General features: G+C 69.0%; 20 protein-coding genes. 9 read left to right on the top strand and 11 right to left on the bottom strand.

Annotated features, from left to right (window positions below; all coding sequences use genetic code 11):
* Nucleotides 1-74: 74 nt before the first annotated feature.
* Complete coding sequence (locus VHC63_10670) at nucleotides 75-857, top strand: hypothetical protein (GenBank protein HVV37055.1); 783 nt, start codon at nucleotides 75-77, stop codon at nucleotides 855-857.
* Here VHC63_10670 and VHC63_10665 read toward each other — a convergent pair.
* Nucleotides 854-1,309 carry an SRPBCC family protein gene (locus VHC63_10665; GenBank protein HVV37054.1) on the bottom strand — a complete coding sequence of 152 codons (456 nt, stop codon included), beginning with the start codon at nucleotides 1,307-1,309 and terminating at the stop codon, nucleotides 854-856. The two genes, VHC63_10670 and VHC63_10665, sit on opposite strands and share 4 nt — an antisense overlap.
* A gap of 30 nt (nucleotides 1,310-1,339) precedes the next feature.
* Between VHC63_10665 and VHC63_10660 the strand changes: the two genes are divergently transcribed.
* Genes VHC63_10660 through VHC63_10645 form a run of 4 tightly spaced genes read left to right on the top strand, consistent with a single transcriptional unit; the run spans nucleotide 1,340 to nucleotide 5,000 of the window.
* Nucleotides 1,340-2,284, top strand: coding sequence for an MBL fold metallo-hydrolase (locus tag VHC63_10660; protein ID HVV37053.1), 945 nt, complete (start codon nucleotides 1,340-1,342; stop codon nucleotides 2,282-2,284).
* On the top strand, nucleotides 2,284-3,294 hold the full coding sequence (locus tag VHC63_10655) for a hypothetical protein (GenBank protein HVV37052.1): 1,011 nt from the start codon (nucleotides 2,284-2,286) through the stop codon (nucleotides 3,292-3,294). Before VHC63_10660 ends, VHC63_10655 begins: the two co-directional genes overlap by 1 nt.
* Entirely contained in the window at nucleotides 3,291-4,091 is an 801-nt protein-coding gene (locus VHC63_10650) for a phytanoyl-CoA dioxygenase family protein (protein ID HVV37051.1), read from the top strand. The genes VHC63_10655 and VHC63_10650 overlap by 4 nt, the downstream gene beginning before the upstream one ends.
* Before the next feature lie 9 nt (nucleotides 4,092-4,100).
* The gene (locus VHC63_10645; protein HVV37050.1) at nucleotides 4,101-5,000 is read left to right on the top strand and encodes an alpha/beta hydrolase; all 900 of its coding nucleotides are present in this window, start codon (nucleotides 4,101-4,103) and stop codon (nucleotides 4,998-5,000) included.
* Here VHC63_10645 and VHC63_10640 read toward each other — a convergent pair whose 3' ends face one another.
* Genes VHC63_10640 through VHC63_10620 form a run of 5 tightly spaced genes read right to left on the bottom strand, consistent with a single transcriptional unit; the run spans nucleotide 5,001 to nucleotide 8,478 of the window.
* Nucleotides 5,001-5,627 carry a hypothetical protein gene (locus VHC63_10640; GenBank protein HVV37049.1) on the bottom strand — a complete coding sequence of 209 codons (627 nt, stop codon included), beginning with the start codon at nucleotides 5,625-5,627 and terminating at the stop codon, nucleotides 5,001-5,003.
* Between the two features lie 22 nt (nucleotides 5,628-5,649).
* Nucleotides 5,650-6,096, bottom strand: a complete 447-nt coding sequence (locus VHC63_10635; GenBank protein ID HVV37048.1) for a sulfocyanin-like copper-binding protein — start codon at nucleotides 6,094-6,096, stop codon at nucleotides 5,650-5,652.
* Nucleotides 6,097-6,123: 27 nt separating this feature from the next.
* On the bottom strand, nucleotides 6,124-7,329 hold the full coding sequence (locus tag VHC63_10630; protein HVV37047.1) for a permease: 1,206 nt from the start codon (nucleotides 7,327-7,329) through the stop codon (nucleotides 6,124-6,126).
* Entirely contained in the window at nucleotides 7,326-7,583 is a 258-nt protein-coding gene (locus VHC63_10625) for a metal-sensitive transcriptional regulator (GenBank protein ID HVV37046.1), read from the bottom strand. Before VHC63_10625 ends, VHC63_10630 begins: the two co-directional genes overlap by 4 nt.
* 16 nt (nucleotides 7,584-7,599) lie before the next feature.
* Complete coding sequence (locus tag VHC63_10620) at nucleotides 7,600-8,478, bottom strand: phytanoyl-CoA dioxygenase family protein (GenBank protein HVV37045.1); 879 nt, start codon at nucleotides 8,476-8,478, stop codon at nucleotides 7,600-7,602.
* 97 nt (nucleotides 8,479-8,575) lie between these two features.
* On the opposite strand from VHC63_10620, the gene VHC63_10615 reads away from it, so the two are divergent.
* The 3 genes from VHC63_10615 to VHC63_10605 are packed head-to-tail and all read left to right on the top strand — an operon-like array spanning nucleotide 8,576 to nucleotide 10,228.
* Nucleotides 8,576-8,971 (top strand): Hsp20/alpha crystallin family protein, encoded by a 396-nt coding sequence (locus VHC63_10615; protein ID HVV37044.1) that lies wholly within the window; start codon nucleotides 8,576-8,578, stop codon nucleotides 8,969-8,971.
* 3 nt (nucleotides 8,972-8,974) lie between these two features.
* On the top strand, nucleotides 8,975-9,280 hold the full coding sequence (locus tag VHC63_10610; protein ID HVV37043.1) for a MerR family transcriptional regulator: 306 nt from the start codon (nucleotides 8,975-8,977) through the stop codon (nucleotides 9,278-9,280).
* A 48-nt stretch (nucleotides 9,281-9,328) separates the two neighbouring features.
* Complete coding sequence (locus tag VHC63_10605) at nucleotides 9,329-10,228, top strand: MEDS domain-containing protein (protein HVV37042.1); 900 nt, start codon at nucleotides 9,329-9,331, stop codon at nucleotides 10,226-10,228.
* On the opposite strand, the gene VHC63_10600 is transcribed toward VHC63_10605, so the two are convergent.
* From VHC63_10600 to VHC63_10580, 5 genes are all read right to left on the bottom strand, one after another.
* A complete protein-coding gene (locus tag VHC63_10600; GenBank protein ID HVV37041.1) occupies nucleotides 10,229-10,531 on the bottom strand; it encodes an STAS domain-containing protein in 303 nt (100 codons plus the stop codon).
* A 16-nt stretch (nucleotides 10,532-10,547) separates the two neighbouring features.
* Nucleotides 10,548-11,570: a PP2C family protein-serine/threonine phosphatase gene (locus VHC63_10595; GenBank protein ID HVV37040.1), complete on the bottom strand. Its 1,023-nt coding sequence runs from the start codon at nucleotides 11,568-11,570 to the stop codon at nucleotides 10,548-10,550.
* Nucleotides 11,567-12,355, bottom strand: coding sequence for an ATP-binding protein (locus tag VHC63_10590; GenBank protein HVV37039.1), 789 nt, complete (start codon nucleotides 12,353-12,355; stop codon nucleotides 11,567-11,569). Before VHC63_10590 ends, VHC63_10595 begins: the two co-directional genes overlap by 4 nt.
* A 25-nt stretch (nucleotides 12,356-12,380) precedes the next feature.
* Nucleotides 12,381-13,022 (bottom strand): ferric reductase-like transmembrane domain-containing protein, encoded by a 642-nt coding sequence (locus tag VHC63_10585; protein HVV37038.1) that lies wholly within the window; start codon nucleotides 13,020-13,022, stop codon nucleotides 12,381-12,383.
* Nucleotides 13,023-13,095: 73 nt separating this feature from the next.
* Complete coding sequence (locus tag VHC63_10580) at nucleotides 13,096-13,638, bottom strand: hemerythrin domain-containing protein (GenBank protein HVV37037.1); 543 nt, start codon at nucleotides 13,636-13,638, stop codon at nucleotides 13,096-13,098.
* A gap of 72 nt (nucleotides 13,639-13,710) precedes the next feature.
* Here VHC63_10580 and VHC63_10575 point away from each other — a divergent pair.
* Nucleotides 13,711-14,549: amidohydrolase family protein (locus VHC63_10575; GenBank protein HVV37036.1), on the top strand; the 839-nt coding region annotated here is incomplete at its 3' end.

Here is a 14,549-nt window from a genome sequence, read left to right as displayed (position 1 = left end):
CGCGTTACACCCCTCGTGTAGACCTTCCCCCACGCACTTCCCCCGTGTGTTCCATCACGGGGAGAAGTGTGTCCATGTCAATCAACACGTCGACGGCCAGCCTCGAACGGCTGGCGCAGATGATCGATCTCGACCTCGGCGAGGTCGACGAGCTGCCCACCGGTGAGTCGGCGCAGATCGTGCGGGTCACCAACACCGGCGAGATCGCCGTGCGGTCGCTCGACGGCGAGCACCCCTTCGACGCCCTGCTGGGCTTCGACGCGCCGCTCGGCTGGGAGGTGTTCGGCGTCATCGCCCCCGGCTGGGGCACGCACTACGCCGGCCCGCGCCGGGGCCAGCGCCGGCGCGTCCGCGCCATCTTCGTGGCCAGCCGCAACGGCGAGGAGGCGTCGGTGCTGCGCTTCGCCGGCGAGTCCGAGGGCACGTTGATGCGCGACCAGCAGACACCGGGCCGTGTCGCCGACTGCGTGCGGCGCGCCCTCGACTTGCCGACGGACCCGGGCAACGAAGCGCAGCTCGTGCCGTACTGGTTCGACCGCGTGCTCCAGCAGCTCGTGGCGCGCCGGCATCCGTCGGCGGGCGGCACGGTGGTCGGCGTCGACGAAATCGACGCCCTCATCGACGCCCGACCGTTGTCGTGGGAAGACGAGCGGTGGCGGGTGGTGCAGGCGGGCGGCAACCTGCACATGGACGGCGCCGTGGCCACGTGGATGGACGCGGGCATGTTCGCCCGCTTCATGCTCGGCGAGATGGCCGACCCGCAGGTGGCGATGAACGGCGCGAAACCGGCGTGTACGCCCGAGGCCTGGGACTACCTCCTCCAGTGCTTCATCGCCGCAGCGCGCGAAGAGACCTAACCGGCAGCCTCGGCGGCGGCCTTCACTCGCTCGAGCGTGGTGCGCATGCCGGCGCGCAGGAGGTCTTCCCGGTTGCGGCCGATGAGGCCGCTGCGCTGCACCGCCTTGACGAGCGCGTTCGTGTCCCTGAACGGCTCGCGGTATTCGGTGACGCGGGTGCCGCCGCCGGGCGCGTCCTCGAAGCGGTAACCCCAGCGGGTGCCCGACGTCGACACCTCCCATTCGATGGCCGACTCGTCGTCGCACTTCGAGACCTTCGAGAACGTCGCCCACGGCACCGGGCCGTGGCGGTTCACACCGACGAAGCGGGCGCCCACGCTCGGACCCTTGGCGCCGCCGAGCCACACGATCCGGCGCAGCTCAGGGCTCCACCGTCCCATGTTGGAGAAGTCGGCCACCAAGTCCCAGACCTTGGCGCGCGGAGCGTTGATGTCGATCGACTCTTCGTCCATGGGCGGCACGGTAGTCATAGATTCACGGCGATGGTTCCCTATACGCGCGGGCTGCACGAGGTCGCCGACGGTGTGCACGCCTGGCTCCTGCCCGACGGCGGGTGGGGGCTGAGCAACGCCGGACTCGTGCGCTCTGGCGAGGCCAGCCTGCTCGTCGACACGTTGTTCGACCTCGACCTCACCGGCGAGATGCTCGACGCCATGCGCGGGCTGACCACGGCGGCACCGATCGGCACCGTCGTCAACACCCACGCCAACGGCGACCACTGCTACGGCAACGCACTGGTGCCCGGCGCCGAGGTCGTGGCGTCGGCGGCCGCCGCCAAGGAGATGGACGAGACGCCGCCGGCGATGCTCGCCGCGATGGTGGCGGCCGCCCCCCAGATGGACCCGGTGCTCGGGCGCTGGATCACCGCCGCGTTCGGTCCCTACAACTTCGCCGGTGTGGAGCTGCGACCGCCGACCACGACCTTCGACGGCACGCTGTCGATCGCCGTGGGCGACCGCGCCGTCGAGCTGGTCGAGGTGGGCCCGGCACACACGGCCGGCGACGTCATCGTGCACGTGCCCGACGCCGCAGTGGTCTTCACCGGCGACATCGTGTTCCACAAGGGCACGCCCATCATGTGGGCGGGCCCGGTGGACAACTGGATCGCCGCCTGCGACCGCATCTGCTCGTTGCACCCAACCGTCGTCGTGCCCGGCCACGGCCCCGTGACCGATCCCGCCGGGGTGCGCGAAACCCGCGACTATCTGGCCTTCGTGCGTGACGAGGCCACCACCCGCCACGCCGCGGGCATGCACTACCTCGACGCGGCCAACGACATCGACCTCGGCCCGTTCGCCGACCTCGGCGACAAGGGCCGCATCGTGGTCAACGTCCACAACATCTACCGCGACCTCGACCCGACGATGCAACCGGAGAACGTCATGACCCTGTTCACCCAGATGGCCGAGTACGAGGCGGCCCGCTAGTGGCCCACTACCCCGCCGTCGTCGTCGACCCGCTGTTTCCGGACGGGCCCGGCGCCATGGTCGAATTGTGCGAGCGCTTCGGCCGCTACGGGATGTACTCGCAGGAGCACGTGGAGTCCGACATCGGGCGCGGCATCGGCCAGCGCCACGACAGCGTGCTCAACTTCGTCAAGACGGGCGGTCGCTTCGGCCGCCACGAGGACCTCAAGACCCTGGCGCGGCGCACCAACTACTTCCGTGAGGAGTACGCCTACGGCCAGCGGGTGCTGATCGAGGGCATCGAGCCGTTCCTGAACCACGCCGCGTTCGTCGACGCGGCGCGCCAGGTGCACGGCCGGCCGCTGATCGAACCGGCCATCGTCTTCGCCAACCTGATGGTGCCGGGCCAGGAACTGGCCACCCACACCGACGTGCCCGAGTTCCGCGGCGCCAACCGCAAGGTCATGCCGCAGTGGCTGCTCGTTGCCATGCACCACTCCGGCATGTTCGAGCCCTGGAACATGCCGATCGCCACCGGCGTCGCCTGGTTCCACGACTGCGACGGCGGCGAGTTCGCCTACTACCCCGACGGCGCCGACGCGCCCGCCGTCGCCCACCAGGTCCACGCCAACACCGCGCTGGTCTTCGACGCCGACTCGGTGTTCCACGGCGTCGACCGCATCGCGTCGAGTTCCGAGGACATGCCGCCGCTCAAGCCCGGCATGCACCTCACCTACGTCGGTGACAAGCAATGGGTCGTCGTCGCCGAGGACGGCAACGAGGTGGTGCGCTACCGCTGGGACGAACTGCGTTTCTCGGTGTCGTGGAAGGCGTACTGCTTCGAAGACGCGGCCCAGCGCGATGCCTGGCGGTCCAACACCGACGACCTCAACGTCGACGTCGTGCTCAACCGCTTCATCGCCGACCTGCGCGCCCGCGAGCGCATCCTCGGACCGATCCCGAGCAAGTCCGAGCTGGCGCTCATGATCATCGACGAATACATCGTGTTCCCCGAGCCCACGCCGGTATGAGCCCCGTCCAGACGCGTTTCGGCGCCAAGGAGGCAACGGTCGAGGGCGTGGTCAAGGCGATGCGCGCCGAGGGCTACTGCATCGTCGAGCACATGCTGACCAAGAAACAGGTCAAGGACACGAAGGCCGACCTGCTCGACATCCTCGGCTACACGCCCACGGGTCGCAACGACTTCGAGGGCTTCGCCACCCAACGCATCTACGCGCTGTTCGCCAAGACGCGCCTGTTCGACCAGTGGGCGATCCACCCGTTGCTGCTCGGCGTGCTCGACGAGATCCTCGGCTACTACCAACTCTCGGCGCCCGTCGGCATCTTCATCGGCGCGGGCGAGAAGGCGCAGGGCCTGCACAAGGACCAGTCGGTGTATCCGCTGCCGAACGACTTCCGGCCGGTGGTCGTCAACACCATGTGGGCCTTCGACGACTTCACCCGCGAGAACGGCGCCACCCGCCTGATCCCCAAGAGCCACAAGTGGACCGACCGCATCCCGACGGGCAAGGAGAAGTTCGTCTACGCCGAGATGCCGGCGGGCTCGGTGATGTTCTATCCCGGCAACGCCTGGCACTCGGGCGGGGCGAACACGACGAGCAAGCCGCGTCTCGGCGTCATCCTCGAGTACGTGGCCTCGTGGCTGCGGGCCCAGGAGAACCACATCCTCGCCGTGCCCCGCGAGACGGTCGCCGAGTTACCCGAGCGGCTCCAGGAACTGCTCGGCTACAACATCTTCCCCGCCTTCGTCGGCTACGTCGACGGCCGCCACCCGCGTCGCTACATCAGCGAACCCGTCCGTCGCTAGATTCGAGCGATGCCCGCCACTGCCTTCTTCACCGACGCGCACGGCGTCGACGTCGCGTACTACCGCTGGATGCCTGCGGGCGAGCCGAAGGCCGTCGTGTTGATCGCGCACGGCGCCTCGGAGCACGGTGCACGCTACGACCGCTTCGCCACCTTCCTCGCCGAACACGGATACGCCGTGTTCGCCCAGGACCACCGCGGCCACGGCAACACCGCCAAGACGACCGGCATCGGCATCGCGGGTCCCGGTGACTGGGACGCGATCCTCGACGACCAACACGAGCTCGTGCAGCTCGCCCGCGCCGCGGTGCCCGGCGTGAAGGTGGTGCTGTTCGCCCACTCGATGGGGTCGTTCATCGCCCAGGGTTACATCCAGAAGTACGGCGACGAGATCGACGGGCTCGTGCTGTCGGGGTCAGCCGGCTCGATGGGCGACGTGAAGGGCACGCTCGAGCTGCTCGACGCGATCATTCCCGACGCCGGCGCCGACTCCCCCGCGCCGACCTTCGCCACCTTCAACGAACAGTTCGCACCCGTGCGCACCGACTTTGACTGGCTCAGCCGTGACCCCGACGAAGTCGACAAGTACATCGCCGATCCGTTCTGCGGCGACGACATGCCGCTGTCGCTCGGCTTCGCCCGCGGCATGCTCGCGTGCCTCCACAACGCGTGGCAGAACGAGGCGTCGCTGCGCAAGGACCTGCCGGTGCTGTTCATCACCGGCGAAATGGACCCGGTGTCGGAGAACGCGTCGACGGTGCGCCTGCTCGAACAGCGCTACCGCGACCACGGCATGCAGGACGTGACGGCGCTCTACTACCCCGAGGCGCGCCACGAGCTGCTCAACGAGATCAACCGCGACGAAGTGCAGGCCGCGGTGCTCGCGTGGATCGAGCGCGTCGTCGCCTGATTACCGCGGCGCGGGGTTGTCGATGTTCCAGTGCCGCGGCGCCTGAGCGAACCAGCCGTCGTCGCCGTAGGGCAGCACCATGAAGCGGGTGATCGTGCGCTGCCCACCTTCCTGGTCGCCGTAGAGGAGATCGACGGTGAACGGCTCACGCTCGCGGATGCGCTGCGCCATACCGATGAACGCCTCTTCGCTCGGATCGCGCAGCGCCGACTCCCAGATGCCCGCGGCGTTCGACCCGACGTAGGAGTCGATGGCCAGCCGTCGGAACGCCTCGGGTGCGAGCGGGTCGCCGCGGTAGACGTCGGGCCAGATGTTCCAGGCGTGGAGCAGCGCGATGCCGGCGCCGACGTTGCGCACGCTGATCACGAGGTAGATGACGTCGTCGACGTGCTCGGCGACGGCGCGCCCACCCTCGACCTTGGCCACATGGCGATCGCTCCACAGCGCCTTCTGCACCGGGTCGGTGTTGAGCGACTGGACGAGCAGCGGCCGCATGCCGGCGAGCAGGGCACGCTCGGACACCCGCGCCGAACGGTTGGCCGAGCGGATGGCGCCGAAGGTGGCGACGGCGAGCACGAGCGTGCCGCCCGCGGTTGCCAGCGCGCTGATGGTCTGCCAGTCAGCCACGCCGCATCGTAGGGCGGAGGTGCTAGCTGACGGTCAGCTCGGTGTGCATGCCGGCCTTGTAGTGACCAGGGATGTTGCAGATCAAGACGTACTGACCGGCGGGCAGATGCAACGTGATCGTCTTCGACGCGCCGGGCCTGATGTTCTCGGCCTCGGGATCGAAGTGCGTGACGCCGGCGCCGTTCTCGTCGACGTCGCCGTCCTTGAGCGGCAGCCGATCGTCGGCGAGTTTCGTCCCGAACGCCACGAACTCGTGGGTGAGCGCACCGTGATTGGTGACGGTGACCTTGATGTCACCGGCGTGCACCGTGTGCGTGTCGAGGGAGATCGAAAACTCCTTCTCCGTCGCATGCAACTGCGTTCCGGTGGCTGCCGGCGGGGTGGAATCGCCGGCGCACGCAGCGCTTGCCGCCGCGATCACGCACACCGCCGCTGCCGCCGCAGCCCGCACCCGCTGGGTCTTTTCCATGACCCCAGCGTTGGAGCTCGACGCACGTCAAAGTAGAGGCTTTCGGCCCTGCCGGATCTGCACTGGACCCTGCTCGTCTCGGCCCGCGGCGAAGCGTTCGCGGCACCGGTCAGAGCAGAACCAGTAGTCACGGCCGTCGTGGCGCGCGTGCGCCGGGGCGTTGGCCGTCTGCACCTGCATGCCGCAGACCGGATCGATGGCGAAGCCCTCGCCGCGCGCTCGCGTGCGGTACAGCCAGTACATGCCGGCGAAGGCGAGCAGGAACGCGATGTTGAGAAACGTCGTGTAGTTCCACTGGAAGTGCGTCGGCACGATCTCGGTGTGGCGCTCGGTGGGCACCGCGCCGAAGACGGCGAAGACGCCCTCCACGACCAGACCAGCCGTTGCCATCACGAGATAGAAGACGCCGAAGATCCGCAGTGCCAGCTTCGTCCCGTAGTACTTCCGGTAGATGAGCACGAGCGGCAGCGAGATGAGGTCGGCGAAGACGAAGGCGACCACGCCGCCGAAGCTGATGCCGCCGTGCCACAGCGCCGCGGCCATCGGCACGTTGCCCACCGAGCACACGAAGCTGATGCAGGCGATGAAGGGTCCGACGATGACGTTCTCGAGCGTCGTCCAGAACCCGTGGCCGGTGAGGAACACGTCGTTCCACGCGTGCATCGGCACCAACACCGCGAGGAAGCCGGCGACGCCGTAACCGATCACCAACTCCTTGCGCAGCATGGTGAGATCGGCGATGGCGTAGCTGGCGGCGTCGCCCCACGACCCCCGGGTGAAGGGCGCGTCGTCGGGCTGGGCGGCGCCGCCCGACGTGACGCCGCGGAACGCGACCGATCCGACCAGCACGAACAGCACGATCATCACCGCGCCCCCGATGAACTCGGCGGCGGCGAACTGCCAGCCAAGCAGGATCAGCAGCACGACGCCGAGTTCGATGACGAGGTTGGTCGACGCGAACATGAAGACCAGCGCGGTCACAAAGTCGGCGCCCTTCTGGTACAGCGACTTCGCCATCGCGGTGGCGGCGTACGAGCACGACGACGACACCATGCCGAAGCCCGACGCCCGCAGCACCGCCGGCGGGCGGTGGTCGCCCATCACCCGCTGCATCTGGTCCTTGGAGACGAACGCCTGCACGATGCCGGAGAGGCCGAAGCCGAGCACGAGCGCCCACAGCGTCTCCCAGAACATGAAGAAGCCCTCGCGCAGGCTGTCCAAGACGCTGCTCACGACTTCACCAGGCGCGCGATCGCGGCCGACGCCTCGGCGACCTTGTCGGCGTTGGTGACGCAGTGCGTCAGGTGGTCGTCGAGCAACTGCAACGCCACGGCTTGGAGCGCCTTGGTCGCCGCCGACACCTGGTCGAGGATGTCGATGCAGTACTTGTCCTCGTCGACCATGCGCTGGAGGCCGCGGACCTGACCCTCGATGCGGCGCAGTCGCTTCTGGATGGTTTGCTTGTCGTCGGCGTAACCCTGGGGCATACCCCCCTAGGGTATCTTAGAGTTCGCCCCGCGCCAGCAGTTCAGCCGGATCCTGCATACGCACCATGCCGAGGTACCCGCCGCCGCTCGGCATACTGTCGTGCACGCTGTAGCCGAGCAGTTCCTGCGCCTGGCGCGGCAGCTTCGCCGCCACCTCGGGCGGCGTGGAGAGGAAGTTGTTCTCCTCGGTGCGCAGCCACCCGAGGCAGTAGCTGAGGTGCACCCCGCGGCGCGCAACGTCGGTGGTGTTGGCGCTGCCGCCGTGAATCGTGCCCCCGAGGTAGACCACCGCCGAGCCTGCCGGCATCTCGGCATAGGCGATCTCGTCGGGCGTCGGCGGCGGCGTCATCAGCTGCTCCATCGCCGACAGCTCGCGCTCGGGCGCCTTGTGACTGCCGGGCACGACGCGGGTGGCGCCGTTGGCGCGGGTGAAGTCGACGAAGGCGATCACCGACGCCAGTTGCAGTTCGGGGTGCGGACGGGGCACGTCGCTCCACACGACTTCGTCGCGATGCAGCAGTTGGTCCTCCGAGCCCGGGCCGCGCTGGATGAGATGGCCGAGGTTGAGCTGGAAGCGGGCGCAGGACGGCGACAGGAAATGGTCGGCCACGGCCAGCAGCATCGGGTGGCACATCACGTCGATGGCGAACGTGGGCGAGAGGCCCGGCATGCCCGCCACCTGCTTGGTCTGGGCGCCGTGGAAGAGCTTGAGCATCGGGTTGAACATCTCTTGGTCGGGATCGGCGAGGGCCACCTCGTCCTCGACCTCGGCGTTCACCCGCGCCACCACCTCGCGGCTCAGCAGGTTCTCGACGATGACGCCGCCGTCCGCCGCGATGGCCGCGCACACCGCGGCGGGGTCGGTCGTGACGTCGAAACGCTGGAGTTCGGCCATAAGCCGCACGCTACCAACCTTGCAATTTGAGTTATAGGTTTGTACTATCTCGATACGTAGGTACTCGACTCACCAGAAAGGAGCCTTCGCAGTGCTCATGCGTTCGGACGCCTATCGCCAGGGCGACGAGTTCGTGATCCAGTTCGACCTTCCCGGCGTCGCCGCTGACGCCATCGACCTGTCGGTCGAGAACAACGTGCTGACGCTGAAGGCCCAGCGCAGCCGCAGCGAGCAGGCCAGTGTCGACTGGATCGCCCGCGAGCGCCCCCACGGCGTGTTCACCCGCACGATCTTCCTCGGTGACTCGCTCGACACCGACCGTCTCGCAGCCAGCTACGCCGACGGTGTGCTGACCGTGCGTCTTCCGGTCGCCGACAAGGCCAAGCCGCGCCGCATTCCGGTTTCGGTAGGCGCCGCGTCGCCCGACGCCATCGACACCCACTCCGCTGAGGTGTCCGCCGACGCGTTCGTCGGCGCGGCGGCGTCGAACTAACTCGTGCTGCCCTTCGACGACGAAGCCGCCCCGCTCTACACCGTGGGGCAGGTCGCGTCGATGCTCGGTGTTCAACCGGCGTTCCTGCGTCGGCTGGACACCGAGCAGGTGGTCACCCCCGCGCGCTCCGACGGCGGCCAGCGCCGGTACAGCCGCGCCGAGATCGCCACGGTCCAGCAGGTCTGGAGCATGGCCGGCGAGGGCATGACGCTCCCGGGGATTCGCCGGATTCTTTCCCTCGAGGCCGAAGTAGCCGATTTGCGCCGCCAACTCGATGCCGCCCGGGGCAGCCGACGGCCGAAGGGCTGATTCATTTCGGGTTTGGGAAACCGTCATCCGGGGAACCAAAAACCTGCAATGGAATGTAGGACCGCGCCCGATGACCACCTCGTGGCGTTCTACGACGAACGTCAGCAACTCATCGACCGCGTCGTCACTTTTGCCGTCGACGGACTGCGCGCCGGCGAATACGTCCTGCTGGTCGGCACGCCCGATCACCTCGCCGACATCGAACGCGGCATCGCCGCCACCGGCGCGGACTCCGCTCGGCTGTCGAGCTTCGACGCCGCCACCGCGCTCGCGCGCTTCCAGCACAACGGCACGATCGATCGCGCCGCGTTCGACGCCACCATCGGCGACCTCGTACGCACCACCGCCGCCAAGGGCACCGTGCGCATCTTCGGCGAGATGGTCGCGCTGCTGTGGGCCGACGGCGGCGTGCGCGAGGCGATCGAGATCGAAGCCCTGTGGTGCGACCTGCGCGACACGTGCGAGTTCACGCTCTTGTGCGCCTACCCGTCCGCCCTCACGATCGACGCCGACCTGCAAGGTCCCGTCCGCACCGTGTGCGAGCTGCACGGCGAGATCCACATCGGCGACGACGGATCGGCCGTCAGCATGCGGGTGTATCCGGCCACGCCGCAGGCCGTGCGCGAGGCGCGTCACTTCGTGCGCGCCTGCATCGGCCACGACGGCCGGACCGTCGACGACGTGCTGCTGGTCACCTCCGAGTTGTGCTCCAACGCCGTGCACCACACCGGCGGTGTGTTCGCCGTGTCCGTGGCGCTCAGCGCCGACCGGCTGCGCGTCGGCGTGCGCGACAGCAGCGCGCTGACGCCGCGGCTGCTGCCGATGGCGGGCAACGCCGCCGAGTCGGGGCGCGGCATCGCGACCATCGCCGCCCTCAGCACCCGCTGGGGCATCGAGCGCCACGCCGTCGGCAAGACGGTGTGGGCCGAACTGCCGCTGTCGCGCTAGCTAACGCTCGATGGTGACGCCGGGGATCTCGACGATGTCGAAGACCAGCTGCACCGCGGGCTGAAGGTGGCGTAGGCGCAGCTGCGCGCCGCGGTGGACACCCTCGATGAGCCCGCGCAGGCCGCTCGAGTCGAGGAACGACAGATCGGCGAGGTCGAGCACGATGTCGGTGGCGCCCTTGTCGACGAGCTCGACGAGCTGATCGCGCACGGCGTCGCAGGTGCCGACGTCGAGCTCGCCCTTCAGGGCGAGTTCGGCATGCTTCCCGTTGAGCGTCTGGAGGCGGACGACGAGCGGTTCCATGGGCGGCCGCATTGTTTCACAGGCTCGGCCGGCGGATAACCACAAGGGCGATGTCATCGGCGGCACCCTCCTGAAACGCCAGCACGCTCGACACCACCGCGTCGACGATCGCCTGCGCCGAAGACCCGGCCGACGCGATGGCGTCGTGCATCCGCTCCTCGCCGTAGAACTCTCCCGCCGCGTTCCGAGCCTCGGTCACGCCGTCGGTGTAGAGCACGAGGGCGTCGCCCGCCGCCAGCTTGATCGACACGTCGTGAAACGACACGTCCGCGAACATGCCGAGCAACGAGCCGGCGCGGCCGAGGCGCGTCGCCGTGCCGTGGCGCACCAGCAGCGGGAACGGGTGGCCGCCCGACGTGAGCGTCGCCACCCACGATCCGTCGCGGTGCTGCACGCGCAACAGCGCCACCGTGCAGAAGCGCGTCGACCCCTTGGCGAGCAGGGCTCGGTTGAGCGCCGCCATGAGTCCGCTGGGGACGGGTTCGCGCAGCGCGGCGCTGCGCACGGCGTGGCGCGCCGTCGACGTCACGATGGCGGCTTCGATCCCCTTGCCGCTCACGTCGCCCAGCACGGCACACCAGTCGCCCTCCGCTACCTCGAACACGTCGTAGAAATCACCGCCGACGTCACCCTGCGCCGGGTGGTACACGGCGGCGACGTCGAGGCCGGGCACCGCCGGCGGCGCCGGCGGGATCAGCGTTTGCTGGAGCGCCCGGATGAGCTCGTCGGTGTCCTGCTTCGACGACGCCGGCCGGCGGACCACGCAGTGCATGGCGACGGGCGTCCCCGCGTCGTCGGTCTCGAGGATGGCGGTGACGACGACGCGCACCTCGCCGCCAGGACCCGCCAGTCGCACTTCGGCGTCGACCACGCGGCCCTCGGCCCGGACGGTGCGGGCGAGATCGGCCAAGGCGTCGGCCGGCGCCACACCGCACCACTCCCGCAGCGTCTCGTTCATGCGGACGACCGAGCCGTCGAGGGCGAACACGCCGTAGCCGGCGCCGGCCTGATCCCACAGCCACTCGAGCGGCGGACTCACGGCGGTCCGCTTTCGCCGTAGCGCGAGGGCGGCTTGCCATCGCGCTGGCGGCCCGTCTCCTCGACGATCCAACGCCGGAAGCGCGTCACTTCGTCGCTCGGGCGATGCGCGCCGCGCGCCGCCAACGCCTCGTTGAGACGCGCCGTCGCCGCCATCTCTTCGCTCGTGGTCTCCACTTCGAGGTCGAACTCCACCTCGTTCCGAGCCGAGGCGTCGAGCGCGGCGTGGCGGCCGGCGAGGCGCAACGAGGCCGTGCGATCGACGAGCGCGAGCAATTCCCGCGTTTCGGGCGAGGTCAACCGGGCGTCTTCTGACTGGACGTCGAGGATCGCTTCCTCGACGTTGATCCCGCTGGCGATGGCGGCGCGCACTGGCAAGCCGAGGAACTCGAAGCGGTGCACGTTGGGGGCCTTGGGCGTGGCGGGGCGCTCGTCGTCGACGACGGGTTCGGTGGGCGCGGCCGGCTCGTCGCCGTAGAACTCGCACCACACCGCTTTCACGTTCTGGGCGAGCGTGACGCCCCACCGGTTGGCGATGGCGCTGACGATCTGCAGGCCGCGCCCAGTTTCGCTCAGCGCGGTGAGATCGGCCGCCGTCCCGCGCACCGGGACCCGCACCGGGGTGAGGTGGGGCGCGGAGTCGACGACTTCGATCCGCACCCGCCCGCTGGAACCCTGCACCGAGACGGTGAAGGGCCGTGCGGTGTGCAACACCGCGTTGGCCGTGAGCTCTGAGATGCACAAGCAGGCGCGGGCGGCGAACGAGTCGAAGCCGTGTTCCGTCAGCCAGTCACCGACGAACCGCCGCGCCTCACGCGTCGAGAGAGGCCGGGCGACGAAGGTTTGCGATTGTCGTAGCTGCGTCAGCGTCTACCTCGGCCGAACGTGGACCACCCGGCAAAACCTTAGGCGCCGGAGGCTGCGCGCGCAGGGCCGTGAGCCCGGAGATCACTGCAAAGGTGGCCGACACGAACAGCCGCACGATCCAGCCGCGGGCGTCGGTACCGGCGGTGACGCCGTGGATCGTGGAGACGAGGAACAGCGGGTAGCTGGCGAAATGGATGGCCTTCCACGTCGACTTCGGCATGTGCTTCTTGGCCAGCGACGACACCTCGACGGCCACGAGCAGATAGAGCCCGACCACTCCCCACGCCACCGCCGCGGGACGCCACGCGCTGGCGAAGGGAACGAGGACGCCGGCGATGGTGAAGTGGAGGTAGCTGTCGGCGATCGCCGCGAGGACGTGGAGGACCACGAGGACGGTGGCGAGGCCGCCGAGGTAGCGGTGCAGGTCGAGCTGCCACGCCGGGTGCGGGCGGCGCAGCGTGCCATCACGCCGGCGGCCGAAGGCGGCCCGCGACGAGATCGACAGGCCCCACACCATCGAGGCGGCAAGGATGACCCAGGCGACGAGGCCGCTCGAGCGGGCGATGTACCAGGGGAGGTTGTGCATCGCACGCAGGATGCGGCACCCGGTTGGTGCCGCCCTGCGCGTCGTCTGCGAAGTTGCTGTGAGGCCTCAGGGCCTAGCGGTGCCCGAGCGCCTCTTCAAGCTCGGCCTTGTCCATCTTCGACCGGCCGTCGATATCAGCTGCCTTGGCCTGCGCGAGCAGCTCGTCCTTCGACAGGTCGATCACGAGAAGGCCCCGCTCGTCGGCCTCGAGTTGCTCGCCGAGCTCGTTGAGGCGCTGCTCGGACAGCAACTCCTGGAGCATCGGGAACATCTCGGTCTCCTCTTCGCCGGCGTGGTGGAGCACGCCGTGCATGAGGATGTCGAACTTGTCCATCCACTCCGGATCCGTCGGCGACATGGACTCGAGTTCCTTCATCGCCTCTTTGGCTTCCTGGTGCTCCTGCATGGCTTCTTCGAACATCTTCGAGCCACCCTTGAGGTCTTCACGCACGAGCGGGTAGAGCACTTCTTCTTCGATCTTGGTGTGCGCCCGCAGTTCCTTGATCACCTGCGCCGTCAGCTGCTGGCGCTGGTTGACGTCGTCGGTCGCCTTGATCCGGTCGAAGAGTGCCTTCGCCTTCTCGTGTTCTTTGGTCAGAAAAGTCACTGCGTCCATGGACGGCAGGTACCCCGCGCGGCGCGATGTTTAACCGGCGCCGTGCCGCGCTGACCCGTACGCTTCGGCGCGATGCGTGAGTCTTTGCACTTCCGTGGCGTCGTGCTTCCCGACGGCGGCCAACGCGACGTGTACGTCGCCGATGGCCACGTCACGTTCGAACCCGTGCGCGACGCCACCCTCGTCGCCGACGACGTATGGCTGGTACCCGGCCTGGTCGATGCCCACTGCCACGTCGGCCTGACCACGCACGGCGCGGCGAGCGACGAGGAGGTCGAAGAGCAGGCGATCGCCGATCGCGACGCCGGCGCGCTCACGCTGCGCGACTGCGGCGTGCCGGTCGACACGCACTGGGTCGACCACCGCCACGACCTGCCTCAGATCATCCGGCACGGCCGCCACATCGCGCGCCCGAAGCGTCACACTCGCGAAATCGGCCTCGAGGTCGAGCCGTCGGAGTTGGTGCACACCGTCGAGCACGAGGTGGCGCGCGGCGACGGCTGGATCAAGCTCGTCGGCGACTGGATCGACCGCGGCGTCGGCGACCTCGCCCCGCTGTGGTCCGACGACGTGCTCAAAGCCGCCGTCGACACGGCCCACGCGCACGGCGCCCGCGTCACCGCCCACGTCTTCGGCGACGACGCCATGCCCGGCCTGATCAAGGCCGGAATCGATTGCATCGAGCACGGCACCGGCCTCACCGACGAGCTGATCGACGAGATGGCCCGCCGGGGGACCGCGCTGGTGCCGACGCTGATCAACGTCGACACGTTCCCGTCGATCGCCGACCGCGCCTCCCGGTACCCGGCGTACGCGGCACACATGCGCGACCTGCACCGCACCGCGGCCGACGTCGTGCGCCGCGCCGCGGAGGCGGGGGTGCCCGTCTTCGCGGGCACCGACGCGGGCGG

The organism is Acidimicrobiales bacterium, from assembly GCA_035546775.1.
Classification (GTDB): Bacteria; Actinomycetota; Acidimicrobiia; order Acidimicrobiales; family JACCXE01; genus JACCXE01.
The sequence above is the reverse complement of the archived record's forward strand: the minus strand, read 5'-3'. Positions and strand labels throughout refer to the sequence as shown.

Coding starts and splice junctions, on each gene's coding strand:
- VHC63_10670 (HVV37055.1), top strand. CDS start 75: ATGTCAATCAACACGTCGACGGCCAGCCTCGAACGGCTGGCGCAGATG.
- VHC63_10665 (HVV37054.1), bottom strand. CDS start 1,309: ATGGACGAAGAGTCGATCGACATCAACGCTCCGCGCGCCAAGGTCTGG.
- VHC63_10660 (HVV37053.1), top strand. CDS start 1,340: ATGGTTCCCTATACGCGCGGGCTGCACGAGGTCGCCGACGGTGTGCAC.
- VHC63_10650 (HVV37051.1), top strand. CDS start 3,291: ATGAGCCCCGTCCAGACGCGTTTCGGCGCCAAGGAGGCAACGGTCGAG.
- VHC63_10645 (HVV37050.1), top strand. CDS start 4,101: ATGCCCGCCACTGCCTTCTTCACCGACGCGCACGGCGTCGACGTCGCG.
- VHC63_10635 (HVV37048.1), bottom strand. CDS start 6,096: ATGGAAAAGACCCAGCGGGTGCGGGCTGCGGCGGCAGCGGCGGTGTGC.
- VHC63_10625 (HVV37046.1), bottom strand. CDS start 7,583: ATGCCCCAGGGTTACGCCGACGACAAGCAAACCATCCAGAAGCGACTG.
- VHC63_10620 (HVV37045.1), bottom strand. CDS start 8,478: ATGGCCGAACTCCAGCGTTTCGACGTCACGACCGACCCCGCCGCGGTG.
- VHC63_10615 (HVV37044.1), top strand. CDS start 8,576: ATGCGTTCGGACGCCTATCGCCAGGGCGACGAGTTCGTGATCCAGTTC.
- VHC63_10605 (HVV37042.1), top strand. CDS start 9,329: ATGGAATGTAGGACCGCGCCCGATGACCACCTCGTGGCGTTCTACGAC.
- VHC63_10600 (HVV37041.1), bottom strand. CDS start 10,531: ATGGAACCGCTCGTCGTCCGCCTCCAGACGCTCAACGGGAAGCATGCC.
- VHC63_10585 (HVV37038.1), bottom strand. CDS start 13,022: ATGCACAACCTCCCCTGGTACATCGCCCGCTCGAGCGGCCTCGTCGCC.
- VHC63_10580 (HVV37037.1), bottom strand. CDS start 13,638: ATGGACGCAGTGACTTTTCTGACCAAAGAACACGAGAAGGCGAAGGCA.